Origin of the sequence: Streptomyces sp. NPDC001315 (assembly GCF_042896175.1) — a bacterium.
GTDB lineage: Bacteria > Actinomycetota > Actinomycetes > Streptomycetales > Streptomycetaceae > Streptomyces.
Map to the genome: position 1 here is coordinate 1 of NZ_JBIAWZ010000037.1, position 12857 is coordinate 12857.

Below are 12857 nucleotides of genomic sequence, written 5' to 3' on the forward strand. Positions count from 1 at the left end.
CACACGCACCAGCCACTTCGCACGACTTCGCCCCGCCGACCAGACGGCCGACGGGGCGAAGAAGGCGTAAGACCCCGGATTAACCAACAGCATCCTCGAAAGGTGCGGGGCCCGTGACCGACTGGGGTGAGCGTCAGGCTCAGACCGCGGCCGGGTCCTCCTCGACGAGGAGGTTGCGGGTGCGGTTCGGGTCGACCGGAACGCCGGGGCCGATCGTGGTGCTGATCGCGGCCTTCTTGATGTAGCGACCCTTGGCGGCGGACGGCTTCAGACGGAGGATCTCCTCCAGCGCGGCGCCGTAGTTCTCCACCAGCTTCTCGTCGTCGAAGGACGCCTTGCCGATGATGAAGTGCAGGTTCGAGTGCTTGTCGACGCGGAACTCGATCTTGCCGCCCTTGATGTCGTTGACAGCCTTGACGACGTCCGGGGTGACGGTGCCGGTCTTGGGGTTCGGCATGAGACCACGGGGACCGAGCACGCGGCCGAGGCGGCCGACCTTGCCCATGAGGTCAGGGGTGGCGACGACGGCGTCGAAGTCCAGACGGCCCTTCGCGACCTCGTCGATCAGTTCGTCGGAGCCGACGATGTCGGCGCCCGCGGCCTCCGCGGCCGCAGCACGGTCACCGGTCGCGAAGACCAGGACCCGGGCGGTCTTGCCGGTGCCGTGCGGCAGGTTCACGGTGCCACGGACCATCTGGTCGGCCTTGCGCGGGTCGACACCCAGGCGGAAGGCGACCTCGACGGTGCCGTCGAACTTGGTCGTGGAGGTCTCCTTGGCGAGACGGACGGCCTCGAGCGGGGCGTAGAGCTTCTCCCGGTCGATCTTGGCGTCCGCAGCGCGGAGAGACTTGCTGCGCTTGCTCACTACTGCTCCTGTGTGTTCTGAGGAGTCGTGGTACGGGCCGAGCAGGCCCTGCCACGGTTCTACGAAGGTGCTACGGGGCTGGGGTTCAGCCCTCGACCGTGATGCCCATGGAACGGGCGGTGCCGGCGATGATCTTCGACGCGGCGTCCAGGTCGTTGGCGTTGAGGTCGGGCATCTTGGTCGTGGCGATCTCGCGGACCTGCGCCTCGGTGATCTTGGCGACCTTGGTCTTGTGCGGCTCGCCGGAGCCCTTCTCGACACCCGCGGCCTTGAGGATCATCTTGGCGGCCGGCGGAGTCTTGGTGATGAAGGTGAAGGAGCGGTCTTCGTAGACCGTGATCTCCACCGGGATCACCCAGCCGCGCTGCGACTCGGTCGCGGCGTTGTAGGCCTTGCAGAACTCCATGATGTTGACGCCGTGCTGACCGAGCGCGGGGCCGACCGGCGGGGCCGGGTTCGCCGCACCGGCGTTGATCTGGAGCTTGATAAGCCCCGTGACCTTCTTCTTCTTGGGAGGCATGTGCTCTCTCCGGGTCCTAGTGAGAGTTTTCAGCTTCCGTCCGGATCATCCGGATGGAGGCATACCGCACAACGATAACGGGTATCGATGCGCGGCCAAAAACCGAGCAGGTCAGACCGGCCGCAAGAGCCCGTCTGACCTGTTCGGAGGCGTTTGGTCCGGAAGGACTGGATCAGTTCTTCTGGATCTGGTCGAAGGAGAGCTCGACCGGCGTCTCGCGGCCGAAGATCTCCACCAGGCCCTTGACCTTCTTCGAGTCGGGGTTGATCTCGTTGATGGTCGCCTGGAGCGTGGCGAACGGGCCGTCGGTGACGGTGACCGAGTCGCCGACCTCGAAGTCCAGCACCTGGACCTCGACCTTGCGCTGCGGAACCGGCTTGCCCTCGGCCTCGGCGGCCTCTCGGGCGGCCTTCTCCTCGGCCTCCGGGGCGAGCATCTTGACGATCTCGTCCAGGGTCAGCGGGTACGGGTCGTAGGCGTTACCCACGAAGCCGGTGACGCCGGGGGTGTTGCGGACGACGCCCCAGGACTCGTTCGTCAGGTCCATGCGCACCAGCACGTAGCCGGGGAGCTTGTTCTGACGGATGGTCTTGCGGTCGCCGTTCTTGATCTGGACGACCTCTTCCTGCGGCACCTCGGCCTGGAAGATGTAGTCCTCGACGTTCAGCGAGACGGCACGCTGCTCGAGGTTGGTCTTCACGCGGTTCTCGTAACCGGCGTAGGTGTGGATCACGTACCACTCGCCGGGCAGGGAGCGCAGCTCCTCGCGGAGGGCCTCGACGGGGTCGACGGGCTCGGTCTCCTCTTCGGCGACCTCGTCCTCGGCGTCCTCTTCGGACTCGTCCTCGGCGATCTCGTCCTCGTCCACGACGTTCAGCGCGGCCTCCTCGGCCGGCTCACCCGCCTCGGCTTCAGCAACCTCGAACTCGTCCTGCTCGTCGGCGCCCTCGACGATGTCGAGCTCGTCATCCACGGACTCGTCCGGCTCGATGGCGTCGTCGTTCAGGTTGGCGTCAGACACGGTGGCTGCTTCTTCCTGGATACATAGGGGTGGAACGCGCGAAAGGGACGCCGGTAACCGCGGCGCCCTTCGCTTGCCGGCTCAGCCGAAGACGTACTTGGCTGCGTGGCTGAGCCCATAGTCAATCACGGTCACCAGGCCGATCATGATGACGACGAAGACGATCACTACGGTCGTGTACGTCGTCAGCTGGTTGCGCGTAGGCCAGACGACCTTACGAAGTTCCGCTACGACCTGCCGGTAGAAGAGCGCGAGTCGCTTCAGCGGGCCCTTCTTGGCGCGCTTACCGCCCTTGCGGGCCTTCTTCTTGGACTCCGGCGCCTCGTCCTGGGCATCAGGCATGTCGATGGAGCCCACGGCGTCCGCCATTCGTCCTCACCTGATTCCGGGTCGTGGCCGTGCCGCGCCCGGTTGAGCCGCACGGCGGTGCATTACTGTACGTACATGCGCACACATCACTGGCGAAGGTGTGTGTAGCAGGGCCGGAGGGACTTGAACCCCCAACCGCTGGTTTTGGAGACCAGTGCTCTACCAATTGAGCTACGACCCTTTGTGTGTCCCCAACGTACCGCATCCAACCGGGTGCTCGGTGTGCACCTGGTGAGTGCGGGCCGCTGAAGGCCAACGAGGTGAGAGTGTACGTGCTTCGGGGCCGGTCGTCGAACAGAAAGTGCCCGTGAGGGCACTCGATGCGGTAGATCGCCGGAAGAGTGACGGAAGATCACCCAGGCCACCGCAGCAATCCGGACTGTTGTTCACGGATGGACCCGGTGCTGTTCAGTCTGTGAAACCCGCGTGCCGGGGGCGTTTCCGGTCTGAAACGATGGGTTCCATGAGCGCTGCAACCCCTCCCACCGAGCGCCGGGTCTCGGCCCGCATCGGCGCGATCTCCGAGTCCGCCACCCTCGCCGTGGACGCCAAGGCCAAGGCCCTGAAGGCCGCCGGGCGTCCGGTGATCGGATTCGGCGCCGGCGAGCCCGACTTCCCGACCCCGGACTACATCGTCGAGGCCGCCGTCGAGGCCTGCAAGAACCCGAAGTACCACCGCTACACGCCGGCCGGCGGCCTGCCCGAGCTGAAGGCCGCGATCGCCGCGAAGACGCTGCGTGACTCCGGCTACGAGGTCGACGCGTCCCAGATCCTGGTGACCAACGGCGGCAAGCAGGCCATCTACGAGGCGTTCGCCGCGATCCTCGACCCGGGCGACGAGGTCATCGTCCCGGCGCCGTACTGGACGACGTACCCGGAGTCGATCCGGCTGGCCGGCGGTGTGCCGGTCGAGGTCGTCGCGGACGAGACCACCGGCTACCGCGTCTCGGTCGAGCAGCTGGAGGCGGCCCGCACCGAGAACACCAAGGTGCTGCTCTTCGTCTCCCCCTCCAACCCGACCGGCGCGGTCTACACCCGCGAGCAGATCGAGGAGATCGGCCGCTGGGCCGCGGAGAAGGGCCTGTGGGTCCTGACCGACGAGATCTACGAGCACCTCGTCTACGGCGACGCGGAGTTCCACTCCCTCCCGGTGGTCGTGCCCGAGCTGGCCGACAAGTGCATCGTGGTCAACGGCGTCGCCAAGACGTACGCCATGACGGGCTGGCGCGTGGGCTGGGTCATCGGCCCGAAGGACGTCGTGAAGGCGGCGACGAACCTCCAGTCGCACGCCACGTCGAACGTCTCCAACGTGGCTCAGGTGGCCGCCCTGGCCGCCGTGTCCGGCGACCTGTCGGCCGTCGCGAAGATGCGTGAGGCCTTCGACCGGCGCCGCAAGACCATCGTGCGGATGCTGAACGAGATCGACGGCGTGCTCTGCCCGGAGCCCGAGGGCGCGTTCTACGCGTACCCGTCGGTGAAGGATCTGCTGGGCAAGGAGATCCGCGGCAAGCGTCCGCAGGACACGGTCGAGCTGGCCGCGCTGATCCTGGAGGAGGCCGAGGTCGCGGTGGTTCCGGGTGAGGCCTTCGGCACGCCGGGCTACCTGCGGCTGTCGTACGCGCTCGGTGACGAGGACCTCGTCGAGGGCGTGAGCCGGATCCAGAAGCTGCTGGCGGAGGCTCGGGACTGAGGCCCTCCGCACATGGGGCACCTGGGGCGTTCCCGGGTGCCCCGTTTGTTTGTGCGAGCAAGACCACGATCGGGGAAAGAGCTTCCGGGACGACCGGGACGTACGGCAGGATCCTTGGATGGAGCGTGTACGTGATGTCTCTGAGCTGCCGAAGGCCCATCTGCACCTGCACTTCACCGGGTCGATGCGGCCCAGCACCGTGCTGGAGCTCGCCGACAAGTACGGGGTGCGGCTGCCCGACGCGCTGACCGAGGCGCTGACCAGCGGGGAGCCGCCGAAGCTGCGGGCGACGGACGAGCGGGGCTGGTTCCGCTTCCAGCGCCTGTACGACGCGGCGCGCTCGTGCCTCAGGGCGCCGGAGGACATACAGCGGCTGGTGCGGGAGGCGGCGGAGGAGGACGTGCGGGACGGCTCGGGCTGGCTGGAGATCCAGGTGGACCCGACGTCGTACGCCCCTCGCCTGGGCGGGCTGATTCCGGCGCTGGAGATCATTCTGGACGCCGTGGAGAAGGCGTCGCGGGAGACCGGGCTCGGCATGCGGGTCCTGGTGGCCGCGAACCGGATGAAGCATCCCCTGGACGCCCGTACGCTGGCCCGTCTGGCCGTGCGGTACGCCGACCGGGGGATCGTCGGTTTCGGGCTGTCGAACGACGAACGCCGGGGCATGGCGCGGGACTTCGACCGTGCGTTCGCCATCGCCCGTGAGGGTGGTCTGCTCGCGGCGCCGCACGGTGGCGAGCTGACGGGTCCGGCCTCGGTGCGCGACTGCCTGGACGATCTGGACGCCTCTCGGATCGGGCACGGGGTGCGGGCGGCGGAGGACCCGCGGCTGCTGAAGCGGCTCGCCGACCGGGGCGTGACCTGCGAGGTGTGCCCGGCCTCGAACGTGGCGCTCGGCGTCTACGACAAGCCGGAGGACGTGCCGCTGCGGACCCTGTTCGAGGCGGGTGTCCCGCTGGCCCTGGGCGCCGACGACCCGCTGCTGTTCGGCTCCCGGCTGGCGGCCCAGTACGACATCGCCCGCAACCACCACGGCTTCACGGACGCGGAACTGGCGGAGCTGGCCCGGCAGTCCGTACGGGGCTCGGCGGCACCGTCGGACGTGAAGGCGAAGCTGCTGGCGGGGGTGGACGACTGGCTGGCGGCCTAGCCGCTCGCCGCGATACCGGCGATGACCGGGGACGCGGGGACGGTGAAGCAAGCGGTGAGCGGGGGCTGCCGGAGCTTGCCTCCCCGTTCCGGTCCCCCGGGCGTCCGGTCAGATCATCACCGCGCACGGCGACGGGCTGGGCTCGGGCAGCAGCGGACAGCGGACCGACAGGCGCATGGCGCCCTCGGTGACGGCCGGGTCGTGCGACGCCGCCTGCACTCCGTCGAGGTAGGCGTGTGCCACTGCCTCGAACACGGCGTCCACGGCCGCGAGTGCGGCGTCAAGCGCCCTTGAGGCGGTGGGGGCGGGCGGGCCGGGCGCCCGTGATGGGCGGGCCGGACGGCCGACTACAGGCCGACCCCCACCATCACCGGCTCGTTGACCAGCGTGACCCCGAACGCCTCGCGGACACCCGCGATGACCTCACGAGCCAGCGCGAGCAGGTCCTCCGCGGTGGCCGTGCCTCGGTTGGTGAGGGCGAGCGTGTGCTTGGTGGAGATGCGGGCGGGGCCGGCGCCGTAGCCCTTGGTGAAGCCGGCCTTGTCGATCAGCCAGGCCGCGGAGGTCTTGGTGTGTCCCTCCCCCGCGGGGTAGGCGGGCGGCTGCACACCGTCGCCCAGGCGCTCCGACACGCGCGCGTGGAACGCGGCGAAGTCGGCGTCGGTGAGGATCGGGTTGGTGAAGAAGGACCCGGCCGACCAGGTGTCGTGGTCCTCGGGGTCCAGGACCATGCCCTTGCCCGCGCGCAGCTTCAGCACGGTCTCACGGGCCTGGGCGAGCGGCACGCGGTCACCCGGTTCCACCCCCAGCGCCCGGGCGGTCTCGGAGTACTTGAGGGGCGCCGACAGCCCGTCCGCGTCCTCCAGCTCGAACCGGACGCGCAGGACGACATACCGCTCGGGGTCCGCCTTGAAGCGGCTGTGCCGGTACGAGAAGGCGCACTCGGCGTTCGTGAGGGTGACCGTCTCACCGGCCCGGCGGTCGTAGGCGATCACCTCGGTGATCGTCGAGGAGACCTCCTGCCCGTACGCGCCCACGTTCTGGATCGGTGTCGCACCCGCCGACCCGGGGATGCCGGCGAGGCACTCGACTCCGGCGAGCCCGGCCTCCACGGTGCGGGCGACGGCGTCGGTCCACACCTCGCCCGCGGCCAGCTCCAGGCGCGTGCCGACGAGCTCGAAGCCGGCGGTCGCGATGCGCAGGGCGGTGCCGGCGAAGCCCTTGTCGCCGATGACCAGGTTGGATCCCCCGCCGATGACCAGCAACGGCGTCCCGGTGTCGTCGGCCTCGCGGACGGCCGCGATCACCTCGGCGTCGGTCGTCGCGGTGACCAGCCGGGTCGCGGGACCGCCCAGCCGGAAGGTGGTCAGCGGGGCGAGGGGGGCGTCGTGGAGTTCCTGCACGCGCCCAAGACTACGAGACGGCACCGACAGCCCCGCCCACCCGCCAACGGTACGTATCCCTCCAGGCACCGGCGGCCGTCCTCCGCCGCCCACAGCGAGGGCGACCGCCCTCCGCCCGTCCACTCCGTCCCGCACGCACGCGTACGGCCCTGCCCTGCACGCACGCACGCGTACGGCCCCGTCAGCATGGACGGGGCCGTCGCTGTCGCGTCGGTCTCAGTGTGCGACGGGCTTCGGAATCTCGGCGGAACGCTCCTCCACCGTGTCCGCACCCACACCCGAGACTGCATCCGCGTCCCCGCCCGAAGCCGCATCCGTCACCGCCGGCCGGACGGCGCGCCGTCCGGCCGGGATCAGCAGCGCGGCGATGCCGGCGAGGGCCACCACCGCGGAGCCGGTGACCAGGGCGGGGCGCAGGCCGTCGACGAAGGACTGGGCGGACTCGTAGCCGCCCTGGGCCGAGAAGATCGAGGCCATGACGGCGATGCCGAGCGCGCCGCCCACCTCGCGCAGGGCGTTGTTGGCGCCGGAGGCGATGCCCTGCTCCTGCGTACGGACGCTGGACATCACCAGGTTGGAGGCCGGTGCGAAGAACAGGGCCATCCCGATGCCGCTGATGATCAGACCGGGCAGCTGGATCGCGTAGGAGGCGTCGGCCGTGACCACGGAGGCCATCCAGCCGAGGCCGGCGGCCTGGAAGAAGAGGCCGGTGGCGACGACCGGGCGGCCGCCGATGCGGTCGGAGAGGATGCCGGCGATCGGCGCGACGAGCATCGGCATACCGGTCCACGGCAACATCCTCAGGCCCGCCTCGGTGGGCGAGTAGCCGAGCACGCCCTGCATGTACTGGCTGAGCAGGAAGATCGAGCCGAACATCCCGAGGAACATCAGCATGCTCGCGGCGTTGATCCCGGCGAAGGCGCGGGAGCGGAACAGCCGCATCGGAAGCATGGGGTTCGCGGCGCGGACACCGTGCACGACGAACGCGGCCAGCAGCACACCGCCGGCGATCAGACCGGTCAGGACGAGGGAGCTGGTCCAGCCGTCGGCGGGCCCGCGGACCAGGCCGTAGACGATCCCGAAGAGGCCACCGCTGGCGAGCAGGGTGCCGGGAAGATCGAGCGGGGCACCGGTGCCGTAGGACTCGGCGAGGCGCAGACGGGCGAGCGGCAGCAGGGCCAGGCCCAGCGGGACGTTCAGCCAGAAGATCCAGTGCCAGGAGATGTGCTCGGTGAGGCTGCCGCCGATGAGGGGCCCGGAGGCGACGGCGAGTCCGTTGACGGCGCCCCAGATCCCGTACGCCATCCCGCGCTTGGCGGCGGGCACGGCAGCCGTCAGCAGGGTCAGGGTCAGTGGCATCATGATCGCCGCGCCGACGCCCTGGACCGCGCGGGCGGCGATGAGGGAGTCGATGCCGGGCGCCATGGCCGCGGCGGCGGACGCGGCGGTGAAGACGGTGAGTCCGGCCAGGAACATCCGGCGCCGTCCGAAGCGGTCGCCGAGCGCCGCGCCGAACATCAGCAGGACGGCGAAGGTGAGCGTGTAGGCGCTCACGGTCCATTCGAGGTCGTCCAGCGCGCCCCCGAGGTCCTTGCGGATGGACGGCAGGGCGGTGGTGACGACGAGGTTGTCGAGGGCCGCCATGAATCCGGCGACGCTGGTGATCACGAGGGCCCACACGGTTCCCCCGCGACGTGCGCTGTGTGCTGTCTGCTGTGACATCGCTCCCCCAGAGCGTGTTTGCGTGCCTGACATCGAGGTTAGTTATTGCTGACTAACTTTCGTGCACATGAGAAAGCCCACGGACCCGACCTCCCCCTCCACCCTTACTTCTCCAGACGACCCTTGATCCGAGCCGACGGATAAAGCCCTTCCCACACCCGATGCCCGGGCGGAAACCCCATGGCCACCAGGCAGTTGATGAGCATGCCGTACGCCATGAAGGTCGTCGTGTCGTCGACCTCCGCGCCGAGCGGCAGGTGCACCGTGTCCCACAGGCGCATCCAGCCGGCCCGTACGGACTCACCGAGCTCATGATCGCCGGCCTGCTCCGCGGCGGCCACCGTGACATACATCTGCATCTGCATGAGCAGTTGCTCGGGCCGCTCCGCGATGAGCCTGGTGTAGGCGTTCGCCATGGACTGCCGGGCCTCCTCGCCCTCCAGCCCCTTCGCGGCCTCCTCGAACGTACGGATCACATCCGCCATGCAGCGCTCGACCGTCGCAAGGAAGATCGCCTTCTTGCCCGGGAAGAGTCGGAAGAGATACGGCTGCGAGACACCGACACGCTTGGCGATGGCCTCGGTGGACGTGCCGTAGTAGCCGCCCGTCGCGAACTCGGTCGTCGCCGCACGGATGACGCTCTCACGCCTCTCTTCTGCGCTCATCCTGACCATGAGAGGAAGTTAGTACTCAATCACTAACTACGTCAAGGGATTTGCGGCGCGCACCCTCTGAACGGAGCTCCCCCCGGCGCGCCGCCGTGGCGGGCCGGCTTACGCGTAAGGGGCGCCCCGCCAGGAGTGCGCCCCTTACACAATGTGCGCCGCTCTCAGGCCAGTCGCACAACCGCCCGAGACATCCCCAGCACCTTCTGCCCGGCGCACACGGCCGTCAGATCCACGCGCACGGTGTTGTCGTCTAGCTTGGCCGCGACCTTGGCGCTGATCTCGACGGTGGCGCCCTCGTCGTCGTTCGGGACGACGACGGGCTTGGTGAAGCGGACGCCGTACTCGACGACCGCACCCGGGTCGCCGGTCCAGTCGGTGACCACCCGGATCGCCTCGGCCATGGTGAACATGCCGTGCGCGATGACGTCCGGGAGGCCGACCTCCTTGGCGAACTTCTCGTTCCAGTGGATCGGGTTGAAGTCCCCGGAGGCTCCCGCGTACCGGACAAGGGTGGCGCGGGTCACCGGGAAGGTCTGCGCGGGCAGTTCGGTGCCGACCTCGACGTCGTCGTAAGCGATCTTCGCCGTCATCGGTTCCTCACGCCCCCTCGGCCGCGCGGGCCACCAGCTTGGTCCAGGCGGTCACCACGTGCTCGCCCGCCTCGTCGTGGACCTCGCCACGGATGTCCAGGATGTCGTTGCCGGCCATGGACTTGATCGCCTCGATGGTCGAGGTGACGGTGAGCCGGTCACCGGCGCGCACCGGGCGGGTGTAGGCGAACTTCTGGTCGCCGTGCACCACGCGGCTGTAGTCCAGCCCGAGCTGCGGGTCCTCCACGACCTGTCCCGCGGCCTTGAAGCTGATCGCGAAGACGAAGGTCGGTGGGGCGATCACGTCGGGGTGGCCGAGTTCCTTGGCGGCTTCCGGGTCCGTGTACGCCGGGTTGGTGTCCCCCACCGCCTCCGCGAACTCACGGATCTTCTCCCGCCCCACCTCATAGGGCTCGGTGGGCGGATAGGTCCGCCCCACGAAGGACTGGTCGAGCGCCATGGCCCGGCACCTCCTGGTGGTGTCGCTGGTGTCTGCAGTTGGTCGGCAGTAAGCGGACAGCGGCCTGCCGAAACGACACGAGGCCGCCCCCTGACTATGGGGGCGGCCTCGTGTACGAGCCTGATTTATCGCGTTTCGCGGTGCGCGGTGTGCGCGTTGCAACGCGGGCAGTGCTTCTTCATCTCCATTCGGTCCGGGTTGTTACGCCGGTTCTTCTTGGTGATGTAGTTCCGCTCCTTGCACTCCACGCAGGCCAGCGTGATCTTCGGGCGGACGTCGGTGGCAGCCACGTGAGTGCTCCTTGACGAACGGATGGGATTGGTTTAACGCAAGAAAGAGTAGCCGATCGAAGGACCGACCCCACAATCGGCTACTGTCAGTAGCGGTGACCGGACTTGAACCGGTGACACAGCGATTATGAGCCGCTTGCTCTACCGACTGAGCTACACCGCTTTGATGCGATCGGGCCCCGCCTTGCGGCGGGAACCTTTCACACCAGAGCCCCAATACGGAATCGAACCGTAGACCTTCTCCTTACCATGGAGACGCTCTGCCGACTGAGCTATTGGGGCGAGCGATGAAGACATTACACGGTCCGCCGCCGTTCACCCAAATCCGTTTCGCGCCGCCCGACCGGGCCTGGTGGACGTCCTGTTCCGCGGCGGGTCCGGGGTGCGTTCGGCGGCTCCCCCAAGGGCCTCGCGAGCCACTCCCACCCGCTCCCGCCCCTCCCCTTCCCCTCCCGCCCCGTTTTCGCCGGGTTCGTGTCGGAAGGATCACATCAGGACCACACCGGTACGACTATTCCGCCCCTCCCCGACGTGAGCGGGCCGCCGCCCTACGCTCGACTCACTCTGCGTGATCTTGCGCCTCGCCGTGCGCAGCCCCGCGCCGGCCCCGAGCCCCGAGTCCCCCCGAGTCCTTGGAGCGCGATGCCCGACAGCCAGCCGCAGCAGCCCCACTCGTCGTCGTCCTCGTCGTCCTCGTCGGGGTCGTCCTCGGGACAGACCGATGTGGCCCCCCTGCTGCTGTGCGGGGCACGGCTCACGGACGGCCGGACCGTGGACGTACGGCTGGGCGGCGGGCGTATCGAGGCGGTCGGCACCGCCGGGAGCCTGGCGGCGGAGGCGGCCCGCGGGTGCGTCGCCCGCGTGGACCTCGGCGGCTACCTGCTCCTGCCGGCCCCTGCCGAACCGCACGCCCACGCCGACACCGCGCTGTCGGCCGACGACGGCGGACCGGTCTCGTACGACCCCCAGGACGTCCAGCGCCGGGCGACGGAGGCCGCGCTGCTGCAACTCGGGCACGGGGCCACCGCGCTGCGGGCGCACGTGCGCGTGGGCGACGTCCCGGGGCTGGGCGCGCTGGCCGCCGTCCTCCAGGCACGGCGTTCGTTGCGCGGGCTCGCCGAACTGACGACGGTGGCGATGCCACGCCTGCTGACCGGGGTGGTCGGGGCCGACGGGCTGGCCGTACTGCGGGACGCGATGAAGATGGGCGCCTCCGTGGTGGGCGGTTGTCCGGACCTGGACCCGGATCCGACCGGCTACGTCGAGGCCGTGCTGGAGGTGGCCGCCGAACACGGCTGCCCGGTCGACCTGCACACGGACGCCGCCGACCCGGCCCGCCTCGCCCGGCTCGCGGCGATGGCCGGCGGACTGCGCCCCGGTGTGACGCTCGGCCCCTGCGGCGGCCTCGGGCGGCTTCCCGCCGAAGCGGTCTCGCGCGTCGCCGACCAACTGGCGGCCGCCGGGGTGACGGTGGTGTGCCTGCCGCAGGGCGGCTGCGGCGGCGTCGACCGGCGCGGCACGGCTCCGGTACGGCTGCTGCGCGCGGCCGGCGTGCGCGTCGCCGCCGGGAGCGGCGCACTCCGGGACGTCTCGAACCCGGTGGGGCGCGGCGACCCCCTGGAAGCGGCGTACCTCCTGGCCTCCCGCCACGGGCTGCGCCCCGAGGACGCGTACGACACCGTCAGCGCGTCGGCACGAGCGGCCCTGGGCCTGCCCGAGGTCCGCGTGGAGGCGGGTTTCCCGGCCGACCTCCTGGCCGTGCGCGGCGACCGGCTGGCCGGGGCGCTGTCCCTGGCGTACAGCCGGATCGTGGTGCACCGGGGGCGCGTGGTGGCACGGACGAGCGCGGTGCGTGAGTACTGCAACTCGGCGGCGACGGTGGACCTGGGGCTGCCGCGGCAGGGGCGCGGGTAGCTGTCATGACGAGGAGCGCGCACGTTGGCGAACAGCGCGCACAGAGGTGTCCAGTCAGGCGTGTGACCCGGGGCGTGCGCCCTCGCGCACACCCGGGAGGCCGTGCGGTCGCCTGTGCGCCCCCGGCTTGCGCCTGGGCGCGTATCTGTCGCATGGGGCGTGGCTGGAGTCGTGCGGCGGACGTGGCCGTCCGGG

The 12857-nt window shown here is 69.8% G+C and carries 14 protein-coding genes and 3 tRNA genes; 3 read left to right on the forward strand and 14 right to left on the reverse strand.

The genetic code is table 11. The features are described from left to right. Positions 1-139: 139 nt before the first annotated feature. The 5 genes from rplA to ACFY16_RS41770 all read right to left on the reverse strand — a co-directional run bounded on the left by rplA (position 140) and on the right by ACFY16_RS41770 (position 2956). Positions 140-865: a 50S ribosomal protein L1 gene (gene rplA, locus ACFY16_RS41750; protein WP_390652463.1), complete on the reverse strand. Its 726-nt coding sequence runs from the start codon at positions 863-865 to the stop codon at positions 140-142. Positions 866-950: 85 nt separating this feature from the next. Beyond that, positions 951-1385: a 50S ribosomal protein L11 gene (gene rplK, locus ACFY16_RS41755; protein ID WP_030494213.1), complete on the reverse strand. Its 435-nt coding sequence runs from the start codon at positions 1383-1385 to the stop codon at positions 951-953. Between the two features lie 172 nt (positions 1386-1557). Next, positions 1558-2406: a transcription termination/antitermination protein NusG gene (gene nusG / locus ACFY16_RS41760; protein WP_390652464.1), complete on the reverse strand. Its 849-nt coding sequence runs from the start codon at positions 2404-2406 to the stop codon at positions 1558-1560. Positions 2407-2487: 81 nt separating this feature from the next. Beyond that, complete coding sequence (gene secE, locus ACFY16_RS41765) at positions 2488-2775, reverse strand: preprotein translocase subunit SecE (RefSeq protein ID WP_351143341.1); 288 nt, start codon at positions 2773-2775, stop codon at positions 2488-2490. Positions 2776-2883: 108 nt separating this feature from the next. Next, positions 2884-2956, reverse strand: a tRNA-Trp gene (locus tag ACFY16_RS41770). Between the two features lie 282 nt (positions 2957-3238). Here ACFY16_RS41770 and ACFY16_RS41775 point away from each other — a divergent pair. Both ACFY16_RS41775 and ACFY16_RS41780 read left to right on the forward strand, forming a co-directional pair. Then, positions 3239-4465, forward strand: coding sequence for a pyridoxal phosphate-dependent aminotransferase (locus tag ACFY16_RS41775; RefSeq protein WP_390652465.1), 1227 nt, complete (start codon positions 3239-3241; stop codon positions 4463-4465). A gap of 118 nt (positions 4466-4583) precedes the next feature. Then, entirely contained in the window at positions 4584-5615 is a 1032-nt protein-coding gene (locus ACFY16_RS41780) for an adenosine deaminase (protein WP_390652466.1), read from the forward strand. A 108-nt stretch (positions 5616-5723) separates the two neighbouring features. Here ACFY16_RS41780 and ACFY16_RS41785 read toward each other — a convergent pair whose 3' ends face one another. From ACFY16_RS41785 to ACFY16_RS41825, 9 genes are all read right to left on the reverse strand, one after another. After that, positions 5724-5879, reverse strand: a complete 156-nt coding sequence (locus ACFY16_RS41785; protein ID WP_390652467.1) for a hypothetical protein — start codon at positions 5877-5879, stop codon at positions 5724-5726. An 83-nt stretch (positions 5880-5962) separates the two neighbouring features. Next, complete coding sequence (locus tag ACFY16_RS41790) at positions 5963-7018, reverse strand: UDP-N-acetylmuramate dehydrogenase (RefSeq protein ID WP_390652468.1); 1056 nt, start codon at positions 7016-7018, stop codon at positions 5963-5965. A 216-nt stretch (positions 7019-7234) separates the two neighbouring features. Continuing rightward, a complete protein-coding gene (locus ACFY16_RS41795; RefSeq protein WP_390652469.1) occupies positions 7235-8740 on the reverse strand; it encodes a DHA2 family efflux MFS transporter permease subunit in 1506 nt (501 codons plus the stop codon). 104 nt (positions 8741-8844) lie between these two features. Continuing rightward, the gene (locus ACFY16_RS41800) at positions 8845-9414 is read right to left on the reverse strand and encodes a TetR/AcrR family transcriptional regulator (protein ID WP_390652470.1); all 570 of its coding nucleotides are present in this window, start codon (positions 9412-9414) and stop codon (positions 8845-8847) included. Positions 9415-9569: 155 nt separating this feature from the next. Beyond that, a complete protein-coding gene (locus ACFY16_RS41805) occupies positions 9570-9998 on the reverse strand; it encodes a MaoC family dehydratase (protein ID WP_390652471.1) in 429 nt (142 codons plus the stop codon). A gap of 7 nt (positions 9999-10005) precedes the next feature. After that, a complete protein-coding gene (locus ACFY16_RS41810; protein WP_390652472.1) occupies positions 10006-10458 on the reverse strand; it encodes a MaoC family dehydratase N-terminal domain-containing protein in 453 nt (150 codons plus the stop codon). 125 nt (positions 10459-10583) lie between these two features. Beyond that, complete coding sequence (gene rpmG / locus ACFY16_RS41815) at positions 10584-10748, reverse strand: 50S ribosomal protein L33 (RefSeq protein WP_018834916.1); 165 nt, start codon at positions 10746-10748, stop codon at positions 10584-10586. 90 nt (positions 10749-10838) lie between these two features. Further along, a tRNA-Met gene (locus ACFY16_RS41820) sits at positions 10839-10911 on the reverse strand. Positions 10912-10957: 46 nt separating this feature from the next. Further along, positions 10958-11030, reverse strand: a tRNA-Thr gene (locus tag ACFY16_RS41825). A gap of 360 nt (positions 11031-11390) precedes the next feature. Between ACFY16_RS41825 and ACFY16_RS41830 the strand changes: the two genes are divergently transcribed. Beyond that, entirely contained in the window at positions 11391-12662 is a 1272-nt protein-coding gene (locus tag ACFY16_RS41830; protein WP_390652473.1) for an amidohydrolase family protein, read from the forward strand. The last annotated feature ends 195 nt before the right edge of the window (positions 12663-12857 follow it).